This is a genomic window from Halopseudomonas pachastrellae (genome assembly GCF_900114765.1).
Lineage (GTDB): Bacteria > Pseudomonadota > Gammaproteobacteria > Pseudomonadales > Pseudomonadaceae > Halopseudomonas > Halopseudomonas pachastrellae.
Map to the genome: position 1 here is coordinate 136,283 of NZ_FOUD01000006.1, position 19,377 is coordinate 155,659.

The 19,377-nt window shown below is 61.0% G+C and carries 23 protein-coding genes; 15 read left to right on the forward strand and 8 right to left on the reverse strand.

Features of this window, described 5'->3' with window-relative positions; all coding sequences use genetic code 11:
• Positions 1–33 precede the first annotated feature (33 nt).
• The 5 genes from infB to pnp all read left to right on the forward strand — a co-directional run bounded on the left by infB (position 34) and on the right by pnp (position 6,609).
• Positions 34–2,547 carry a translation initiation factor IF-2 gene (infB, locus tag BM116_RS06390; protein ID WP_083726854.1) on the forward strand — a complete coding sequence of 838 codons (2,514 nt, stop codon included), beginning with the start codon at positions 34–36 and terminating at the stop codon, positions 2,545–2,547.
• Positions 2,548–2,641: 94 nt separating this feature from the next.
• The gene (gene rbfA / locus BM116_RS06395; protein WP_083726852.1) at positions 2,642–3,028 is read left to right on the forward strand and encodes a 30S ribosome-binding factor RbfA; all 387 of its coding nucleotides are present in this window, start codon (positions 2,642–2,644) and stop codon (positions 3,026–3,028) included.
• 3 nt (positions 3,029–3,031) lie between these two features.
• On the forward strand, positions 3,032–3,952 hold the full coding sequence (truB, locus tag BM116_RS06400) for a tRNA pseudouridine(55) synthase TruB (protein ID WP_083726850.1): 921 nt from the start codon (positions 3,032–3,034) through the stop codon (positions 3,950–3,952).
• A gap of 192 nt (positions 3,953–4,144) precedes the next feature.
• Positions 4,145–4,414, forward strand: coding sequence for a 30S ribosomal protein S15 (rpsO, locus tag BM116_RS06405; RefSeq protein WP_083726848.1), 270 nt, complete (start codon positions 4,145–4,147; stop codon positions 4,412–4,414).
• An 86-nt stretch (positions 4,415–4,500) separates the two neighbouring features.
• Entirely contained in the window at positions 4,501–6,609 is a 2,109-nt protein-coding gene (gene pnp, locus BM116_RS06410) for a polyribonucleotide nucleotidyltransferase (RefSeq protein WP_083726846.1), read from the forward strand.
• A gap of 59 nt (positions 6,610–6,668) precedes the next feature.
• Here pnp and BM116_RS06415 read toward each other — a convergent pair whose 3' ends face one another.
• From BM116_RS06415 to BM116_RS18815, 3 genes are all read right to left on the reverse strand, one after another.
• Positions 6,669–8,123, reverse strand: a complete 1,455-nt coding sequence (locus BM116_RS06415) for a catalase (protein WP_083726910.1) — start codon at positions 8,121–8,123, stop codon at positions 6,669–6,671.
• Between the two features lie 532 nt (positions 8,124–8,655).
• Positions 8,656–8,847, reverse strand: coding sequence for a hypothetical protein (locus BM116_RS06420; RefSeq protein ID WP_083726844.1), 192 nt, complete (start codon positions 8,845–8,847; stop codon positions 8,656–8,658).
• A 289-nt stretch (positions 8,848–9,136) separates the two neighbouring features.
• Complete coding sequence (locus tag BM116_RS18815; protein ID WP_169847263.1) at positions 9,137–9,286, reverse strand: hypothetical protein; 150 nt, start codon at positions 9,284–9,286, stop codon at positions 9,137–9,139.
• On the opposite strand from BM116_RS18815, the gene BM116_RS18650 reads away from it, so the two are divergent.
• Together BM116_RS18650 and BM116_RS06425 are read left to right on the forward strand one after the other, a co-directional pair.
• Positions 9,285–9,470 (forward strand): hypothetical protein, encoded by a 186-nt coding sequence (locus BM116_RS18650; RefSeq protein WP_139056968.1) that lies wholly within the window; start codon positions 9,285–9,287, stop codon positions 9,468–9,470. The two genes, BM116_RS18815 and BM116_RS18650, sit on opposite strands and share 2 nt — an antisense overlap.
• Positions 9,470–10,390, forward strand: a complete 921-nt coding sequence (locus tag BM116_RS06425) for a LysR family transcriptional regulator (protein WP_083726908.1) — start codon at positions 9,470–9,472, stop codon at positions 10,388–10,390. Before BM116_RS18650 ends, BM116_RS06425 begins: the two co-directional genes overlap by 1 nt.
• A gap of 88 nt (positions 10,391–10,478) precedes the next feature.
• Here BM116_RS06425 and BM116_RS06430 read toward each other — a convergent pair whose 3' ends face one another.
• From BM116_RS06430 to BM116_RS06440, 3 genes are all read right to left on the reverse strand, one after another.
• Entirely contained in the window at positions 10,479–11,234 is a 756-nt protein-coding gene (locus tag BM116_RS06430; protein WP_083726842.1) for a siderophore-interacting protein, read from the reverse strand.
• A 14-nt stretch (positions 11,235–11,248) separates the two neighbouring features.
• Positions 11,249–11,692, reverse strand: a complete 444-nt coding sequence (locus tag BM116_RS06435; RefSeq protein ID WP_083726840.1) for a MarR family winged helix-turn-helix transcriptional regulator — start codon at positions 11,690–11,692, stop codon at positions 11,249–11,251.
• Between the two features lie 83 nt (positions 11,693–11,775).
• Positions 11,776–12,237 carry a carboxymuconolactone decarboxylase family protein gene (locus BM116_RS06440; RefSeq protein WP_083726838.1) on the reverse strand — a complete coding sequence of 154 codons (462 nt, stop codon included), beginning with the start codon at positions 12,235–12,237 and terminating at the stop codon, positions 11,776–11,778.
• Positions 12,238–12,487: 250 nt separating this feature from the next.
• Between BM116_RS06440 and BM116_RS06445 the strand changes: the two genes are divergently transcribed.
• The 3 genes from BM116_RS06445 to BM116_RS18950 are packed head-to-tail and all read left to right on the forward strand — an operon-like array spanning position 12,488 to position 13,366.
• A complete protein-coding gene (locus BM116_RS06445) occupies positions 12,488–12,640 on the forward strand; it encodes an AraC family transcriptional regulator (RefSeq protein ID WP_407920304.1) in 153 nt (50 codons plus the stop codon).
• Positions 12,615–13,151: an RNA 2',3'-cyclic phosphodiesterase gene (thpR, locus tag BM116_RS06450; RefSeq protein WP_083726834.1), complete on the forward strand. Its 537-nt coding sequence runs from the start codon at positions 12,615–12,617 to the stop codon at positions 13,149–13,151. Before BM116_RS06445 ends, thpR begins: the two co-directional genes overlap by 26 nt.
• Positions 13,148–13,366, forward strand: coding sequence for a cupin domain-containing protein (locus BM116_RS18950; protein WP_211276272.1), 219 nt, complete (start codon positions 13,148–13,150; stop codon positions 13,364–13,366). Before thpR ends, BM116_RS18950 begins: the two co-directional genes overlap by 4 nt.
• Positions 13,367–13,494: 128 nt before the next feature.
• On the opposite strand, the gene BM116_RS06460 is transcribed toward BM116_RS18950, so the two are convergent.
• Together BM116_RS06460 and BM116_RS06465 are read right to left on the reverse strand one after the other, a co-directional pair.
• The gene (locus BM116_RS06460; protein ID WP_083726832.1) at positions 13,495–14,205 is read right to left on the reverse strand and encodes a pseudouridine synthase; all 711 of its coding nucleotides are present in this window, start codon (positions 14,203–14,205) and stop codon (positions 13,495–13,497) included.
• A 26-nt stretch (positions 14,206–14,231) separates the two neighbouring features.
• Positions 14,232–15,164: a sterol desaturase family protein gene (locus BM116_RS06465; protein ID WP_083726830.1), complete on the reverse strand. Its 933-nt coding sequence runs from the start codon at positions 15,162–15,164 to the stop codon at positions 14,232–14,234.
• 106 nt (positions 15,165–15,270) lie between these two features.
• Between BM116_RS06465 and BM116_RS06470 the strand changes: the two genes are divergently transcribed.
• Genes BM116_RS06470 through BM116_RS19125 form a run of 5 tightly spaced genes read left to right on the forward strand, consistent with a single transcriptional unit; the run spans position 15,271 to position 19,365 of the window.
• Complete coding sequence (locus tag BM116_RS06470) at positions 15,271–16,284, forward strand: AraC family transcriptional regulator (protein ID WP_083726828.1); 1,014 nt, start codon at positions 15,271–15,273, stop codon at positions 16,282–16,284.
• Positions 16,285–16,335: 51 nt separating this feature from the next.
• On the forward strand, positions 16,336–17,907 hold the full coding sequence (locus BM116_RS06475) for a sensor histidine kinase (RefSeq protein WP_083726826.1): 1,572 nt from the start codon (positions 16,336–16,338) through the stop codon (positions 17,905–17,907).
• Positions 17,908–17,917: 10 nt separating this feature from the next.
• Positions 17,918–18,292 (forward strand): MmcQ/YjbR family DNA-binding protein, encoded by a 375-nt coding sequence (locus BM116_RS06480; protein WP_083726824.1) that lies wholly within the window; start codon positions 17,918–17,920, stop codon positions 18,290–18,292.
• A complete protein-coding gene (locus BM116_RS06485; RefSeq protein WP_083726822.1) occupies positions 18,289–18,762 on the forward strand; it encodes a GNAT family N-acetyltransferase in 474 nt (157 codons plus the stop codon). The genes BM116_RS06480 and BM116_RS06485 overlap by 4 nt, the downstream gene beginning before the upstream one ends.
• Positions 18,763–18,795: 33 nt before the next feature.
• Positions 18,796–19,365 (forward strand): CPCC family cysteine-rich protein, encoded by a 570-nt coding sequence (locus BM116_RS19125; RefSeq protein WP_235846709.1) that lies wholly within the window; start codon positions 18,796–18,798, stop codon positions 19,363–19,365.
• Positions 19,366–19,377 lie beyond the last annotated feature (12 nt).

Genomic DNA, 19,377 nt, shown 5'->3' on the forward strand with positions numbered 1-19,377 from the left:
GTGACGCACGGACCCGACTGAGGAGAGAAGTGAATGGCGGAAGTGACGGTCAAACAATTGGCTGATGAAGTAGGTACTCCGGTAGAGCGCCTGCTGCAACAGATGCAGGAAGCAGGTCTGTCCCAGACCGGTCCTGCGCAGGCAGTCAGTGATGATGAAAAGCAGGCGCTGCTGGCGTATCTGAAGAACGCCCATGGTGATTCCGGCTCTGAGCCGCGCAAGATTACCCTCAAGCGCAAAACGGTCAGCACCTTGAAAGTAGCTGGCAGTAAGACAGTAAACGTAGAAGTGCGCAAGAAGCGTACTTACGTCAAGCGCGAGCCGGCGGACCTCGAAGCCGAGCGTCAGCGCGAGCTGGAGCAGCTGCGTGCAGCCGAGGAGGCGCGCCAGCAGGCTGCCGAAGCAGAGGCCAAGCGCAAAGCCGAAGAAGCGGCCCAGCGCGAGGCTGATGCAGCTCAGGCTGAAGCCAAGCGTCAGGCCGATGCGGCCGCCGTTGCTGCCGCCAAAGAGGCTGAGGTTGCTGTGGCTGAAGCTGCTCCGGCGCCGGCCCCGGCTGCCGACCCGGCTCCGGCCGAGCATCACAAGAAGAAAGAAGAAGCGCGTCGCAAATCCCGTGATGAGGAAGAGCAGCGCAGCCGCAAGCGTGCCGGTGGGCACGGTGGCAAGGACAAGGCCCGCAACGCGCCGCGCATGTCGGTTGATGATGACAGCGACAGCCGCCGTCGTGGTGGCGGTGGCAAGCTGAAGGCCAAGAAGCGCAATCAGCATGGCTTCGAGAAGCCGTCCGGTCCGGTCGTGCGTGAAGTGGTGATTGGTGAAACCATCACCGTTGCCGAGCTGGCGCAGAAGATGTCGGTCAAGGCGGCCGAGGTCATCAAGTACATGTTCAAGAACGGCACCATGGTTACCATCAACCAGGTGCTGGATCAGGATACTGCTGCGATCGTTGCAGAAGACATGGGCCACAAGGTCAAGCAGGTTCGCGAGAGCGACCTGGAAGACAAGCTGGTCGAGTCCATGCACCACGAGGGTGAAGAGCTGAGCCGCGCACCGGTTGTTACCGTTATGGGTCACGTTGACCACGGTAAGACCTCGCTGCTCGACTACATCCGTCGCGCTAAGGTGGCTTCCGGTGAGGCTGGTGGTATTACTCAGCACATTGGTGCCTACCACGTAGAAACCGATCGCGGCATGGTGACCTTCCTGGACACCCCCGGTCACGCGGCCTTTACCGCCATGCGTGCCCGCGGTGCCAAGGCTACCGACATCGTGATTCTGGTGGTTGCCGCCGACGATGGCGTCATGCCGCAAACCGAAGAAGCTATCCAGCACGCCAAGGCGGCCGGTGTGCCGATCGTGGTTGCGATCAACAAGATCGATAAGGAAGAGGCTGATCCGGACCGTATCAAGAACGATCTGGCAGCCCGTGATGTGATTCCGGAAGAGTGGGGCGGCGATACCATGTTCGTTCCCGTCTCGGCCAAGGCCGGTACCGGTATCGAAGAGCTGCTCGAAGCGGTTCTGCTGCAGGCTGAAGTCCTTGAGCTCAAGGCGCAGCCGTCCGCTCCGGGTCGCGGTGTGGTGGTTGAGTCTCGTCTGGACAAGGGGCGCGGCCCCGTCGCTACCGTGCTGGTGCAGAACGGTACCCTGCGTCAGGGTGACGTCGTGCTGGCCGGGGTCAACTACGGTCGTGTGCGCGCCATGCTGGATGAGAACGGTCAGCCGATCAAGGAAGCGGGTCCGTCCATTCCGGTCGAGATCCTCGGTCTGGATGGCACGCCGGACGCCGGTGACGAGCTGAACGTGGTTGCTGACGAGAAGAAGGCCCGCGAAGTGGCTCTGTTCCGTCAGGGCAAGTTCCGCGAAATCAAGCTGGCGCGTCAGCAGTCTGCCAAGCTGGAAAACATGTTCGAGAACATGGGCCAGGACGAGAAGAAGACTCTCAACATCGTTATCAAGGCCGACGTTCGTGGCTCGCTGGAAGCGCTGCAAGGCTCGCTGTCCGAGCTGGGCAACGACGAAGTACAGGTCAAGATCGTCTCCGGCGGCGTGGGTGGTATCACCGAAACCGACGCCAACCTGGCACTGGCCTCCAATGCTGTGGTCTTCGGCTTCAACGTCCGTGCTGACGCGGCGGCCCGCAAGATCATCGAGACTGAAGGTCTGGACCTGCGTTACTACAGCGTCATCTACGAAATCATTGATGATGTGAAGAAGGCCCTGTCCGGTATGCTCGGCAGCGACGTTCGCGAGCAGATTCTGGGTGTTGCCGAAGTGCGTGATGTGTTCCGTTCGCCGAAGTTTGGCGCGGTGGCCGGTTGCATGGTCATCGAAGGTACTGTGTACCGCAACCGCCCGATTCGCGTACTGCGCGAAGACGTTGTTATCTACGAAGGCGAGCTGGAATCCCTGCGCCGCTTCAAGGACGACGTTGGCGAAGTCCGTAACGGTATGGAGTGTGGTATCGGCGTCAAGAACTACAATGACGTACGTGCCGGCGACCGTATCGAGGTCTTCGAGCGTGTTCAGGTACAGCGCAGTCTGTAATGTGACAGCGGCGGCCCACCCGGGCGCCGCCTGCTATGTGCGACAAACTCCGGTCTGCCTGGCAGCCCGGAGTTTGTTGCTTGAGATGGTTACTATGGCAAAAGAATACAGTCGTACCCAGCGGGTGGCAGATCAGATGCAGCGCGAGCTGGCGCAGCTGATCCAGCGTGAGGTGCGTGACCCGCGTTTGGGAATGGTGACAGTGACGGCGGTTGAAGTCAGTCGCGACATGTCCCATGCCAAGGTGTTTATCACTCTGATGAACCGCGATAGCGCGGAAGACATCGCGCTCAACCTGGAGATCCTCAAGGATGCGTCGGGCTACCTGCGCATGCTGCTGGGTCGCACCATGAAGTTGCGGACGATTCCGAGCCTGCACTTTCAGTATGACGAGAGCATTCGCCGCGGTGCGCACCTGTCCTCGCTGATCGAGCGTGCGGTAGCGGAAGATCGCCAGCACGGCGACGGCGACAAGGAGTAACGGGTGGCCGGAGCGAAGAGCAAGCGCCGTGCGATTGACGGCATCCTGATTTTCGACAAACCCCTGGGCATGAGCTCCAACGCGGCCCTGCAAAAGGTGCGCTGGTTGTTCAATGCCGCCAAAGGCGGGCACACCGGTAGTCTTGACCCCTTGGCGACCGGCGTGCTGCCGCTGTGCCTGGGCGAGGCAACCAAGTTCTCCCAATACCTGCTGGATGCCGACAAGGCCTACATCACCGAAGCGCGCCTGGGTATGACCACGGCGACCGGCGATGCTGAAGGCGACGTGCTGGAAATGAAGCCGGTCAACGTCACGCTGGCCGATGTCGAGGCGCTGTTGCCGCGCTTTACTGGCGAGATTGATCAGGTGCCGCCGATGTACTCGGCGCTCAAGCACGAAGGTCAGCCGCTGTACAAGCTGGCCCGCGCCGGTGAAACCATTGAGCGCAAGGCGCGCACCATCACCATCAGCGATCTCAAGGTGCTTGGCCTCGAAGGCGATCGCCTGCAGCTGGAAGTGCATTGCAGCAAAGGCACCTATATTCGCAGCCTGGTTGAGGATGTCGGCGCAGCGTTAGGCTGTGGCGCCCACGTTGCGGCGCTGCGCCGCATCAAAGCCGGGCCCTTTGATCTGACCCAATCGGTTACCCTTGAAGCCCTTGAGGCGTTGCACGCCGAGGGCGGCGCCGAAGCACTGGATCACCTGCTGCTGCCCATGGACAGCGGTCTGGAAGACTGGCCGGTGCTGGACCTTACCGAGCAGACTGCCTACTACCTGAACCACGGCCAGGCCGTGCGGGTGCCGGGCAGCCCGGCCTTTGGCAAGGTGCGTTTACGCGATGCCAGTGGTCGTTTTCTGGGTATTGGCGAGATGACGGATGATGCTCGCGTGGCACCGAAACGCCTGCTGCGTTTCGAGCCCTGACGAGCGGTCGCCAGCAGCGCAGGCGACAATGCAGAATTGGGCTGAATCCCCGGTCATTCGGGAGTATGATTCGGCGTTGGAGTTGACCCGAAAACGGGTCACCACGAGGGTGGCTGTCAACAGGCACGGTCATGCCTCGATTTAAAACACGGGAGAACTGCTCCCGGCCTGTTACCTCAGAGGAAATACGAGATGTCACTGAGTGTTGAAGAAAAAGCTGCAATCGTTGCCGAGTACAAGCGCGGTGAAGGTGATACCGGTTCTCCGGAAGTCCAGGTAGCTCTGTTGACTGCAAACATCAACAAGCTGCAAGGCCACTTCAAGGACAACAAGAAGGATCACCACTCCCGTCGTGGTCTGATTCGCATGGTTAACCAGCGCCGCAAGCTGCTGGACTACCTGAAGTCGAAAGACCTGTCTCGTTACAGCGCTTTGATCAGCAGTCTGGGTCTGCGTCGCTAAGACCAGCCCCGTTTGGACATGGCCGGGTCCGATTCCCGGCCATGCCCAGAGTTTCCCCCAAAGGCAAAGAAGAGAGAGAAGACACCGTGAAACCGGTTATTAAGCAATTCAAGTTAGGCAACAGCACCGTTACCATGGAAACAGGCCGCATTGCTCGCCAGGCTTCCGGTGCCGTTCTGGTCAGCATCGACAACGCTGTCAGCGTTCTGGTCACCGTCGTGGCCGCCAAGCAGCCCGAAGCTGGTCGTGATTTCTTCCCTCTGTCCGTGCACTACATCGAGAAGACCTACGCCGCTGGCCGTATCCCCGGTGGTTTCTTCAAGCGTGAAGGCCGTCCCTCCGAGAAAGAGACCCTGACCTCGCGCCTGATTGACCGTCCAATCCGCCCGCTGTTCGCCGAAGGCTTCATGAACGAAGTGCAGGTTGTCTGCACCGTAGTGTCCACCGACAAGACCACCGATCCGGACATCGCTGCCATGATCGGTACCTCCGCTGCCCTGGCCATCTCCGGCGTGCCGTTTGGCGGCCCGATTGGCGCAGCTCGTGTTGCCTTCGACGATCAGCGCGGTTACGTGCTGAACCCGACCTACGAAGAGCTGGCCACCTCCCGACTGGACATGGTCGTTGCCGGTACCGAAGAAGCGGTACTGATGGTTGAGTCCGAAGCACAGGAACTGACCGAAGACCAGATGCTGGGCGCCGTGCTGTTTGCCCACATGGAATTCCAGGGCGCGATCGCCGCTATCAAGGAATTCGCCGCCGAAGCTGGCAAGCCGGCCTGGGACTGGCAGGCACCTGCTGAAAACACCGCACTGATCAACGCCATCAAGGGCGAGTTTGGTGCTGGTATCGCTGACGCCTACACCATCGTCAACAAGCAGGAGCGTTACGCTCGTCTGGGCGAGCTGCGCGACCAGGCTGTTGCTGCGCTGTCTGGCGAAGAAGAAGGCAAATTCGCTGCCGGTGAAGTCAAAGACGTGTTCGGCGAGATCGAATACCGTACCGTTCGCGAGAGCATCGTTAACGGCAACCCGCGTATCGATGGCCGTGACACCAAGACCGTCCGCCCGCTGAACATCGAAGTTGGCGTGCTGGACCGCACTCACGGTTCTGCGCTGTTCACCCGCGGCGAAACGCAGGCGCTGGTTGTCACCACCCTGGGTACTGCCCGTGACTCTCAGCTGCTGGACATGCTGGAAGGCGAGCGCAAAGAGCCCTTCATGTTCCACTACAACTTCCCTCCCTACTCTGTGGGTGAGTGTGGTCGTATGGGCGGCACTGGCCGTCGCGAAATCGGTCACGGCCGTCTGGCCCGTCGCGGTGTGCAGGCTGTCATGCCCGACATGGAGCAGTTCCCGTACTCTATCCGCGTGGTGTCTGAAATCACCGAGTCCAACGGTTCCAGCTCCATGGCGTCCGTTTGTGGCGCCTCTCTGGCGCTGATGGACGCTGGCGTGCCGATGAAAGCACCGGTTGCCGGTATCGCCATGGGTCTGGTTAAAGAAGGCGAGAAGTTCGCCGTACTGACCGACATCCTGGGTGACGAAGATCACCTGGGCGACATGGACTTCAAGGTTGCCGGTACCGAGAAGGGTGTTACTGCGCTGCAGATGGACATCAAGATCAACGGTATCACCGAAGAGATCATGGAAATCGCTCTGGGTCAGGCGCACGAAGCGCGTCTGCATATCCTCAAGCAGATGAACGAAGTACTGCCGGAGTCGCGCAAGGAAATCTCTTCCAACGCACCGACCATGCTGAGCATGAAGATCGACCCCGAGAAGATCCGCGACGTGATCGGCAAGGGCGGCGCGACCATCCGTGGCATCTGCGACGAGACTGGCGCGTCCATCGACATCACCGACGACGGCATGGTCAAGATCTTCGCTGCCAGCAAAGATGCTGCCAACGCGGCCAAAGCGCGCGTTGACGCCATCACTGCTGAAGCGGAAATCGGCAAGGTCTACACCGGTAAGGTCGAGCGCATTGTCGACTTTGGTGCGTTCGTCAACATCCTGCCGGGCAAAGACGGTCTGGTTCACATCTCCCAGATCGCCAACGAGCGCATCGAGAAGGTGACTGACGTGCTGCAAGAAGGTCAGGAAGTGAAGGTACTGGTACTGGACGTGGACAACCGCGGTCGTATCAAGCTGTCCATGAAGGACGTTGAAGCTGCTGAGGTAAGCGGCGTGTAACGCGGCGCTCTGCTTAGCAAAAACCCGGCTCAGGCCGGGTTTTTGCGTTTAAGGCTGGCTCAGTCGCACTTCATGCCAGCGGCGATGCGCTCGCCGATGTCTGCGTCAATATTGCGCCAGTATTGCAGCGCCCGTTCAAGCACCGGCTCGCTGACCCCGGCGCTGAGGTGCCCTACAACGTTATTCACCAGTCGCTCGCGCTGAGCGTCATCCATCACCTCGCGCACCAGCGTGCCGGCTTGTCCAAAGTCATCGTCATCGGTGCGCAAGGTGTAGGCTTGGCGCACCATGTCACCGCTTGTTTGCCATACGTCGACCGGCGGGTTGAGCGACGGATCCGCCGCCGGACCGCCTTTGGAGTTGGGTGCGTAAACCGGATCGGTCACATTGTCCATGCGCATGGCGCCGTCCTTGCTGTAGCTGTGCACAGGCGATTTGGGGCGGTTGACCGGTATCTGCTTGTAGTTGACGCCTAGGCGCGCGCGATGCGCGTCAGCGTAGGCAAAAACTCGGCCCAGCAGCATTTTGTCCGGGCTCAGGCCGATGCCGGGTACCAGGTTGTTGGGTTCGAACGCAGCCTGCTCAATCTCGGTGTGATAGTCGGTGGGGTTGCGGTCCAGTGTCAGCTTGCCGACGGGGATCAGCGGGTAATCGCCATGCGGCCAAACCTTGGTGAGGTCGAAGGGGTTGAAGCGATATTGCTCGGCTTCGGCAAATGGCATGACTTGCACGTGAAGGGTCCAGCTGGGGTGATTGCCCTGCTTGAGGGCTTCGTAAAGGTCGCGGGTGTGATAGTCCGCATCCTGTCCGGCCAGCTTGTCGGCTTCCTCTTGGGTAAGGCACTCAACGCCCTGGTCAGTTTTGAAGTGGTATTTAACCCAGAAGCGCTCACCTTCTGCGTTTATCCACATATAGGTGTGGCTGCTGTAACCGTTCATGTGACGCCAGGTTTTCGGGATACCGCGATCGCCCATCAGCCAGGTCACCTGGTGCGCTGATTCGGGTGACAGGGACCAGAAATCCCACTGCATATCGTGATCGCGCAGGTTAGTGTCGGCGCGACGCTTTTGCGAGCGTATAAAGTGCTGAAACTTCATGGGGTCACGCAGGAAGAATACCGGCGTGTTGTTGCCCACCAGGTCATAGTTGCCCTGGCTGGTGTAGAACTTGACTGCGAAGCCTCGCGGGTCGCGCCAGGTGTCCGGGCTGCCGCGCTCGCCTGCGACAGTTGAGAAGCGCATTAGGACGTCGGTGTGCGTGCCTGGCTGGAAAACGGCTGCCTTGGTGTACTGGCTGACGTTGTGGGTCACCTCAAAATGGCCGAAGCCGCCGCCGCCCTTGGCATGTGGCTGACGCTCAGGAATGCGCTCGCGATTGAATTGCGCCATCTGTTCAATCAGATAGTGGTCGTGCAGCAGGATAGGACCGTCGGGGCCAACGGTGAGTGAGTGCTCGTCACTGGATACCGGGATACCGGCGTCCGTTGTGGTCGGTTTTGGCTTTTGTTCAGACATCATCAGGTCTCCATGTTCTCTTCTGGTCTGGATTGCCGGACACGTATGCCCTTGGAGCTCGGTTGCGCGCACTCGGCTCCGTTCTGTTTTGGGGAGATTTGTCTGGTTTAGTTCAGAAAGAATGTGAACAGCTGGTTTTGGCTTGTCTTGCCTGGCGCGCGGCAGCCGCGCTGAGGAACCTGGTCCAGTGCGTCGCTGATCTTGTTGACGGCTGAGTCTCGGGTGTGGGCCTATTTGCGCTTAGCTCGACATGGTCAGGCGAGGAGGGGCTGGTGACGCGCTCGACGAATGAGATGATGGCCTGGCGGCCGCGGGGGGCTGTCAGGAAGGGAGGGGTGATGTTTCAGCTTGGCAGGCGAGGCTGACCATTACGTCCAGCGGGGCGGCAAGTCCTTTCACGTATCGATGCTCCAATGGTTAACCCGGACGCCCGCAATTGCGGGCGTATCCTTGGTAACTGTAGTGGAGTCGCGTGTCAGTTCCAGTAGCGCCTGCGGCTGATATGTCGGGTTAGGCTGCAGTACGCAGTAGCTCAGACGTCCTGCTCTTCGTCTTCGTGACGGTTGGCCTGAGCCTGGGCTTCGATCAGACCCTGCAGGTAGTCTGATGTGCTTTGGCTGGCGAGGCGGTCATTGGTGCTCAGGCGGTGCCGGCTATCATCGGCCTGCACGACGGGGCTGGAGGCGAGAAACGAGGCAACGATCAAGGCTGAAAGGTTTTTCATGGCTGCATCTCCTGAAGGTAAGGCGGGCCTGGCAAGGTTGTATTGAAATATTCTGCAACTGTTTCCGGGTATCCTGTTGGCAAGTGCCATGGAAATACCCGGTAGCTGCTGTTTCCAGGCCGTTGTCGTCACTATATGGGGGTGACAAACTGTCGCAGTAGCGCCTATTCTGTTGATGCAGAATTTCCGAAAGGGAAACAGTGTCGTGTTTTACTGGCGGCGAGGACTTTGACTGGGAGGGTAGAGCGCCCTGTAACGGGGTGGGCAGGGCGCGTCGCTGGGGTGGTGATTACTGTTGCTGGCCCGGTTGCGCGTCTTGCTGAACCTGGCCTTGTTGGTGATCGAGCATTTGGCTCAAGCGTTTGCTGCCATCTTCGGCGTTGGCCAGAGGTGCAGTCAGTGCGCTAATTGCGAGTAGCAGGGGGAGCAGGTATTTCATGGCGGTATCTCCAGATTGGGTGGTGAGCGCCAGGGTAAGATCACTGTTTCTGATTTGGTCTTTATTGATGGCGCTTTTTTTGGCCTTGTTGGCTTGGTTTTTATTATATGCCTTGTTTTTATTGGCCTGCAGCCATGTTTTTGCGTATTCATTGTTTCTTTTTGGAAACTATTGGCGGGTGTGATGCAAGATTTGAATGACCTTTTATGTTTTGCCCGCGTGGTGCGCTACGGCGGATTTGCTGCAGCCGAGCGTGCGACGGGGGAGCGCAAGTCGAAGTTGAGCAAGCGAGTGGCGCGGCTGGAGACTGACTTTGGTGCGCGGCTGATAGAGCGCTCTACGCGCAGCTTTAGGGTCACCGATATCGGCCGCGAGCTGTACCGGGAGTGCGAGGTCATCCTGCAGCGGCTGGAGGCGTCAGAAGCGCTGGCCATGACCGCACGGGACGAGGTGCGTGGCACCGTGCGGGTCGCCATGTCTGCCGGTATGCTCGAGTACCTTGGACGAACGACGCTGGTCGATTTTATGAGTCGATACCCTGAGGTGCGTTTGCAGTTGCGCCTGTCTAGCCAGCGGGTCGACCTGATCAATGAGCGGATCGATGTGGCGTTCAGGGTGGCTACCCGCTTTGATACGGATCAATCGCTGGCGATGAGGTCGCTTGGCGTGGGGGCGCGAATTCTGGCAGCGAGTCCGGCACTTCTGCAGCGTCTGGGCGGTGCGCCGGAGACATTGGATGATCTGGCGCGGTTTCCGACCCTGTCAGTGGGCGAAATGTTGGAGCGTGATCGCTGGGAGTTCGCGAACGACGTTGGCGAAACCTGCGATCACCACCATGTGCCCCATTTCAGCAGCGGTGATCTGCAGTTGATCTGCGAGGCGGCAGTGGCCGGGCGCGGGGTGGTGCTGTTGCCTGAGCATATCTGTGAGGCAGAAATTCGCAGCGGTCGTCTGGTGCATATCCTGCCGCAATGGCATGCGCTGGAGGGGCAGATCCACATGGTCTTTACCACGCCACGGGGCATGCTGCCCCCGGTGCGGGCCTTTATTGATCACTGTGTTGAAACCCTGGCCCAGCGCGGGGGCCGTGGCAGCTGGACCTGACAGCCAGGCCGCAGGTGGTTGTGCTGCACGCCGAAAGGGCGCAGTTGCGGCCCTCGTTACTCACCTCATTGGCGTAGACGCTGTCCGGTTACGCCGGGCGTTGATCCGCCTGCTCGGCGTCGGCGCGCTTGGCCAGTTTGTGCTGGTCTTCGCTGCTGCCGTTTTTCCAGTAGCTGGAGATATACAGGTCGCCTCGTGCGACCTCTCGCTCTTCGCGCAGAAATTGGCGCAGCGCGCGCATGCTGCCGAATTCGCAGGCAGCCCAGACCTGAACCCTGCCCGGCGACCAGTCGATTTGGCGAATGCGCTCGACCAGTGGGTGGCTCTCGTCGCCAGGATGGCTGTTGACCAGCCAGATCAGCTCGATACCGTCCGGCACCTGCAGTGGCTGGATGTCGGCTTCATCGAGTATTTCCAGAACGGCCACGCCGCGTGCGTCCTGCGGCAGGCTTTCCAGGTTGACGCTGATGGCGGGCAGCGCAGTCATATCACCGGCAATAAGGTACCAATCCGGCCCTTCGTGCAGCGATTTGCGCGGCCCCGGGCCGCCGACCAGTATGCTGTCGCCCGGCTGGCAATCGCTGGCCCAGAGCGACGCCGGGCCGCCGTCATCATGCAGCACAAAGTCGACATCAATCTCGTGCTCGCGCTGCGCGCGCACGGTGTAGGTGCGCATCAACTGCGGTTGCTCGGCGGTGGCCGGGAAGATCAGTTTGATATAGGCACCGGCCTGGTCATCCGGGAAGGCCTGCATGCCTTCGCCGCCGAGGGTCACGCGCAGCATGTTGCGGCTGACGGCTTGTTTGCCGATGACGTGCAGGGTGCGTGGTGTGGGTCTGGCCATGGTTGAGTCTCCAATCAGTTGTCTGGTGGCAGGTCGCCTTCCAGGTTCTGGGTCATATGCCAGGCAATGCGGATAAAGTGCTCGACCTCTTCTTGGGTCAGGTCACGGGTCATACGTGCCAGCGTTTGCTGCTCAAGCGTCTGAATGCGCAGCATCATCGCCTCGCCTGCGGGCGTTGCGTGCAGCAATTGGCTGCGCTTATCGGCCGGGTTACAGGCTTTGAGGATCAGACCGCTCTCAAGCAGGTCGTTCAGTACGCGGGTGATCTGGGCCTTGTCGCGACGCATGCGCTGGGCGATGCGTTGCGCGGTGCAGCCTTCCATGTAGCAAACCGCCTTGAGCGCGCGAACATGGGTGCCGGGAAGCGGCAAGTCGGCTTCGCGAATGGTTTGCGCCATGTGCCCGCGGTAGGCGTGTGCGACTTGTTGGAGGGCGTGACTGAGTGAGGGGCGCTGCATGCGTGCGGGCTCTATTACGTTGACAGTGTCAACCATATTGCATTTTGGTTGACACTGTCAATCAGTTGGCCTGCAAGCACAGCTTAAGCGGGGGAGTAGCTGCCTACCTCTGGCTCGAAGGCGACGCCAAAGCGGTTCCAGGCATTGATCGAGCAGATGGCCAGGGTCAGATCGCTGAGTTCGCGATCATTGAACTGGGCGTGTACGTGCTCAAACAGGGCGTCTGTTACCGCCCCCGGCTCCAGGCGGGTCAGCGCCTCGGTCCAGCTCAGGGCGGCGCGCTCACGCAGGTCAAAGAACGGGGTTTCGCGCCAGGCGCTGAGGGCGTAGATACGTTGCTCGGTTTCGCCGAGCGCCCGCGCGTCTTTGCTGTGCATGTCCAGGCAATAGGCACACTGATTGAGTTGTGAGGCGCGGATCTTGACCAGTTCAAGCAAGCGCTTGGGCAGTTTGTCGTCCCCTGTGGCCTCTTTGTGCAGATAGCCCTCCAGGCCCATCATGGCGCGGGCTACGCCCGGTGCAACGGTGAAGTAGTCGACTCGCATGGTGTTTCTCCGACTGTTGAATGTGAGTCCAATCTATCCGTGGCCGCGCTGGCGGTATTGTAGATTTTCGACATCTGCTGGGCGGCGCTTTGCTATTCTGCAGCCATGACTACCCCTCTTGTTCAGCAGCTCAGCCCGCCCGCCTGGCAACGCAGCCTGGCGGGTTTTGGCTACCGCCAGATAGCGCCTGCACCGGGTCGCTTTTACCCGCGAGCTGCTGAAGCAAGGCGCTCCCGAACCGCTGGCTGAGGTGGCGTACCAGGCGGGCTATGCCGATCAGGCGCACTTCAGTCATGCCTTCAAAGCCGTGGTTGGTGTGATGCCCGGGCAGTACCTGCGCCGCGCGCAGGCCCGATATCACCCTGTTGAGAGTAGCGATGCCCAGATTGTTCATCGGACTTGAACTGCCAGCCGCGCAAACGCAGGCCCTGCTGGCGCTTGCCGAACCTGGGCCGGGCTTGCGTTGGCAATCAGCAGCCCAGTTGCACCTGACCTTACGCTTTATCGGTGAGTTACCCGATGCCCCAACCGCGCAGTTGGCAGAAGCGCTGCAGCGGCTGCAGGCGTCGGCGTTCACTTTGCAGGTGGGGGGTGTGGGCTACTTTGGCTCTCCCCAGCGTCCAAGCATCTTGTGGGCCGGTGTTGTTGCGCCGGCGCCGCTGCAGGCGCTGCGTGAACAGATTGACCTGCTTATCTCGCCCTGGTGCGCCGCTGATCCGCAGCGCTTTGTCCCTCATGTGACGCTTGCCCGTTGTGGCTCGGAGTGCGGTTCGCTGCAGCCGTTTCTGCAAGCTCAACGCGGGTTGTTGCTGGCGCCGTGGCAGGTAACGGAGCTGTGTTTGTTTGCCAGCGATGCGGGGCAGGGCGGCTCGCGCTACTCGGTGCTGGTGCGCTATCCGTTGGAGAGTAAATGAGTCCGCTGATTCGCCGCTTTGACCCGGCCGACGAGTATTACTTCGAAGAAGGCTGCTATATCCACGAGTTGTCTAACAGCCCGGATGATCCGGTGATGTCGGTTGCCCGCGCTCGCCTGCCGTTGGGCGGGCAGACGCGGTGGCACCGGCTGCACAATGTGGTTGAGCGCTACTTGATCGAGGCTGGCGAGGGGGTGGTCGAGTTGGGCGGATAGGCGCCACAGCGAGTATCAGCGGGAGACGTGGTGGTGATTCCGGCTGGCTGCCCGCAGCGTATCCGCTGTATTGGTGAGCAGCCGCTGGTGTTTCTGGCGATCTGTACGCCGCGCTTTGAGCCCGCCTGCTATGAGGATGTAGACGCCTGATCAACCGAAGCAATCTCGGCAGCGGTCAGCGCGCGATATTGCCCCGGTGCTAAAGCCGGGTCGAGCTGAATTGCGCCCATGCTTTCGCGGTGCAGTGACACTACCTGATTGCCGACCGCATGAAACATCCGCTTGATCTGGTGATAGCGGCCTTCGTAGATGGTCAGCCGACACTCGTATTCAGCCAACTGCTCAAGCTTCGCGGGCGAGGTGGTCAACTGCTCGGTGGTCATGTAAATCCCGGCGGCAAAACGCTCGGCAGTCTCGCTGCTGATCGGGCGCAGGGTGGTCACGTGGTAGGTCTTTGGCAGCTTGACCTTTGGCTCGGTCAATCGCCGCGACCAGCTGCCGTCGTTGGTCAGAATCAGCAGGCCGCTGGAGCTGCGATCCAGTCGGCCGCCGATATGCAGCTCATCTCTCAGTTCCGGTGCAAACAGCTCAAGTACGGTGGCGTGCTCCGGATCGCTGGTTGCACTCAGATAACCAACGGGCTTGTGCAGCATGAAAAACAACGCCGGACGGTATTGCAGCAGCGCTTCATCGAGGTTGATCGCAACAAACTGATCCACCTCAAAGCGCGGGTCGCAGACGCGCTCGCCGGCGACCGTCACACGGCCGCTGGCGATCAACAGGCGTGCGGCCTGCCTGCTGTGCGGCGTGTTGTTGCTGATAAAACGGTCGAGTTTCATGGCCGCGGAGTATACCGCGTCTGCGGTTAGTCCTTGTGTTCAGGTCGCTCCCACTCTGGTGGCCGCCACAGGTGCTGCAGGCGTTGGCCGAGCGGCCCCGGTTGGCGCATGTCACGGGCGATGTCGCGGTACTCATGCAACCAGTTCACCAGCAGACTGTTGCTGTAGACCGGGCGGGTGATGCCGTACTCGATCGGCTGGTCGGCGCGCTCGCTGGTAAAGGTGCCGAACAGTCGATCAAAGATGATAAAGACGCCGCCGTAATTGGTGTCGATGTAACCCGGGTTACGGGCGTGATGAACCCGGTGGTGGTTGGGCGTGTTGAACAGGTACTCGATCACCGGGTGCAGTTTGCCGACCACTGTGGTGTGGATGAAAAACTGATAAACCAGTGACAGCGCATAGCACACGCCAATCCATACCGGGTTGAAGCCCAGCAGCGACAGCGGCACATAGAACAGCCAGCCGCCATTGAAGATGTTGGTCGCGTTCTGGCGCATGGCGGTCGAGAAGTTCATGCGCTCGCTGGAGTGATGGGTCACATGTGCGGCCCAGAACCAGCGCACCCGATGCGAGCTGCGATGCATCCAGTAGAAGCACAGGTCGGTCAGTAGCCACAGCGCCAAGGCGCTGGTCAGGGTTAACGGGATGTCGAACAGCCGGTGTTGATAGGCCAGCGCGTGGACTGGGAAGGCGATCAGCCCGGCAAACAGCAGCTCGGTTGTTTGATAGCCCGCGCCCAGCATGAAGTTGCGTACTGATTCGCGGGTGTCGACCAGGCTATGGTCGTGGCGGATTTTCAGGTATTCCCAAACGAACACGCCGATGAACACCGGTGTTGCCAGCACAAAGATCAGCTGGCGCTCATCGAGTGCCAACCAGGCGGGCAAACGCTGCAAAAGGTCTTGCAGGCCGCTGTCGGCGATGACCTGGGTGAACAGGCTGCTCAGGCTGTCCATGGCGTGCTCCATCGTTGTTTTGGCGTTATTTTGCGCCGGCCAGCGGACTTGCTTATTGACGATATGTGCCGCATTTTTGACTGAATACGCCAATGTAGAGAGAGCTATGGCCGTTCCTGTACGAGTCACCGGAGCCTGGACGCAGCTGCTGAGTGACTGGCTGGACGTGCACCAGTTGGCGGCGCCTGACTTGCGCCTGCGGCTGGACAGTCGCCGGCCTGATGAACCGGTGCCCATGCAACTCTGGCAGCAGATGCTGGCCGATGCCGTTCAACTGGTGCCACATGAGGCAGCGCCAGCGCTGCAGATCGGCGCCTGCGCGCAGCCAAGGCACGCGGGCTTGCTTGGCTATCTCAGCCTGACGAGTGCGACTCTGGCAGAGGCTCTGCAGGCGTATCAGCGCTACGAGCATCTGCTCTACGGCGAGCAACTGGTCAGCGTCTCCCTAGAGGACGGCATACTGGCGATGCGTTGGCCGGCATCGGCCTCCACCGGTGCATTGGCGGACAGCGTGGCGATCGCAGCCTTGTGGCGGATGCTGCGGCGTCTGTTGCCGCAGGCGCGCCTGCACCAGGTGTGCTTTGCCTTTGCAGCTGATGCCTGCCAGCAACAAGCCGCCGAGGCGCACTTTGGCTGCCCGGTGCGCTATGCCGATAACTGCACCGCCGTCATGCTGCCTGCAACCCTGCTGGCGCTGCCGCTGGCGCACACTGATTTGGCCATGCGCGCCCTGCTGGAGCAGCAGGCCCGTGCGCTGGCGCTGGCGCTGCCAACGGCAGACGCGCTGGACCGTGCACTGCAACAGGCGTTGGTAAGGCGCCTGCCCGAGGGGGAGGTCAGTCTTGCCCGGGTGGCTGCGGACCTGCACCTGTCAGTACGCAGTCTGCAGCGACGCCTGCAGCAACGTGGACTAAGCTGGCGCCTGTTGCTTGAGCGCACGCGTCAGCACCTAGCGCAGGCCTATCTGGCCGATAGCGCACTACAGCTTGGCGAGATCGCCTTGCTGCTGGGCTACAGCGAGCAAAGCGCGTTCAACCGCGCCTGGCGGCAGTGGACCGGCACGACGCCCCTGCAATGGCGGCGTCGGCATGCGGGCCTGGCAGCTTTGGGTATAGAGTAGGGGCCGAAGGATGACGCTGCAGCGTTGGCTGTGTGAACGGGGAGGGAGTGAATGAATCGGGAACTGCTGCGCGCTTATCGCGGCCTGTTGTCGAGCCTGTCGGTCTTGCTGCTGCTGGGCGTGGTGGTCATTGAGGTCGCGGTGCGTGAGCTTGCCCGCATCGAGCGCCAAGGTGTTGAGCACGCGTTGCTCACCCGTGCTGCCGATGTGCGCAGCAGTCTGGAGACGCGGCTGAATCACAGCATCTACCTGAGCCGCGGGCTGGTGTCCTATCTGCAGAGTCAGCAGGGGCTGGATGACCCGCGCCGTATTCGTTTGTGGATGGCCAGCATGCTGGAGGGCACCAGTGATGTTCGCAATATCGGTGTCGCCCCGAACAACCGCATCGAGCTGATTTATCCGTTGCAGGATAACGAGGCTGCGCTGGGCTTTGATTACACCAGCTCACCGGCGCAGTGGGCTGCGGTTGAGCGCATGATGGCCTCGGCGCAGCCGGTGCTGGATGGCCCCCTGACTCTGGTACAAGGGGGCAACGGCCTGGTTTACCGTGCGCCGGTCTACATCAACAGGCGTTATTGGGGGCTGGTCAGCACTGTGATGGATGCAGACCAACTGCTGGGCATGCTCGACAGCGAGGCCCGCTGGCAGGACTTGCGTATCCGGCTGCTGCGCGTTCAGGCAGAGGGCGAAGCCCGGGTTATCTGGGGGACTCCCCCGGCGCCGGAGCGGCCTGCGGCGGTGCTGGATATCGAACTGCCGGGTATAGTCTGGCAGCTGCAGGTACAGTACCGCACGCCGCAGGCCGGCAGTGGTGCGCCTCGCGGCGTGCTCTACGGGGCGCTGTTGGTGGTGCTGTTGTTGATCGGTTACACCCGGAGTAACGCCATCCGCCAGCAGCGCGACCGCGACGCCGCGCGGGCCGAGAACGAGCGCCTGAAGAGCGAGTTTGTCTCGACGATCAGCCATGAGCTGCGCACACCGCTGACCAGCATTTTGGGGACCCTGGGCCTGCTGCGCGGGGGCGCCCTTGGGCCGCTGCCCGATCGCGGACAGCATCTGGTGGAGGTGGCGATGCGTAACGCTGAACACCTGCTCAGGCTGATCAACGATTTGCTGGATATCGACAAGCTTGTCGCCGGCCAGATGCAGCTCAATGTGCAGCCGGAGAACCTCGACACGCTGCTGCATGCCGCCATGCAGGAAAACCAGGGCTACGCAGAGCAGCGTCAGGTGCGCTGGCGCTACCTCAATCCGCATCCCGATGCGCGTATTCTGGCTGACCCGACCCGCTTCAAGCAGGTGATGGACAATTTGCTGTCCAACGCCGTCAAGTTTTCCCCGCAGGGTGGTGAAGTGGGTATCAGTGTTGTCGCCGACGAGCAGCAGGATCTCTGGTGTATCAGCGTCACCGATCAGGGCGAGGGTATCCCGACTGCCTTTTACGATCGGGTCTTCGACCGTTTCACCCAGGCCGACGGCTCCAGCCGGCGGCGCAGCGGTGGTACCGGCCTGGGTCTGGCAATCACGCGGGGGTTGGTTGAGCAGATGGGCGGGCAGATTGGCTTTGTTTCCTCTGATCAGGGCACACGCTTTTTCGTCAACATGCCGCGTTTCGCAGAGTAGGAACGGACAGGTGAAAGACAGACTATTGGCCAAACCCGAGGCGGAACTTGATTACCCCTTCGGTCCCGATGCCGCCGTGTTCAAGGTGCAGGGCAAGATGTTTGCCCTGCTGTATCAGCGCGGCGGCAGTGAGTGCGTCAATCTCAAATGCGACCCACATGAGGCTGTTGGCTTGCGCGACCTGTTTGCCGCAGTAACGCCCGGTTATCACATGAACAAGCGACATTGGAATAGCGTACGGCTTGACGGTTCGGTGCCTGACGGCGAGTTGCAGAGGATGATCGACCAGTCTTACACCTTGGTAGTGAGGGGCCTGCCAGCGGCTACCCGGCGCGGGCTTGAGGCCCGTCACGGGCGCGCCGCGCTGTACGGCGTTACGGCATGAGTCGCTGCCTGCGCAACGCCTGCGCGCGCGACTACGACGCCTGCATCGCACTGTTCCAGCGTTCGGTAGATCAGTTGGCGGCAGAGCACTATGACGCCGAGCAGCGCCATGCCTGGGCGCCGTCCAACCCCGACCGAACCCTCTGGCATCGTCGCCTGGCGACGCTGCAGCTTTGCCTGCTGGAAGACAGTGGTCAGCTCGCCGGATTTATCGGTTACAGCCTGGATGGTCACATCGACCTGTTGTATTGCGCTCCGGAGTCTGCGCGCAAGGGTGTTGCCAGCGAGCTTTATCTGGCTGCAGAGCAGCACCTGCGTGGCGCCGGGGTAACGCGCCTGTGGACCGAAGCGAGTCTGGCGGCCCTGCCTTTTTTCCAGGCCCAGGGCTTTCGTCTGATCGCCCGTCAGGCGGTGCAGCGGGATGGTGTCAGCCTGCTACGCTGTGACATGGACAAGGTGCTCACTGGCTGAGCACCGGCGAACTGGCGCAGGGGAGGGCGTGGCATGCAAAGGGAACAGGCAAAGCAGGAATTGGCCGGCTGGTTGTTGAAAGAGCTGGATGAACAGTCACGCCGTGAGCGCATCGCGTTCTGGTTTTTTTGTGGTTTCAGCGAGGCCGATCCACAGCTGGCGGCGTTGCCGCCCGCGTTGCGCATCGCGGTAATGCGCGGTGTGGAGCCGGACGATACCGCAGACCCCTGTCTGGACCCGCTGGTGCACGTCAGCCTGGTTGAGGATCTTTACGGGGTGACCAATACCTATCTGGTGCAGGCGCTGAACCAGCGCGGTATCGCGGTTGCGCAGATAGAGGGTAACCCCGAGCCGATGTTCGCCTGCCCGTGCTGCGGTTACTTCAGCCTGAGCAGCAGCGCCAGCTACGAGATCTGTTCGGTCTGCTTCTGGGAAGACGATGGCGTGCGTGACGAGCACACTGTCAGCGGGCCCAACCAGGCGACCCTGGCAACGGCGCGTCAGAACCTCGCTGAATTTGGTGCCTGCGACCTGGCCTCCGTTGACCGGGTGGACAGGCAGGCACGCGAGCGTTACCGTGCTCCTGAGGCCCCTGTAGACTGACCTCTGCCCGCA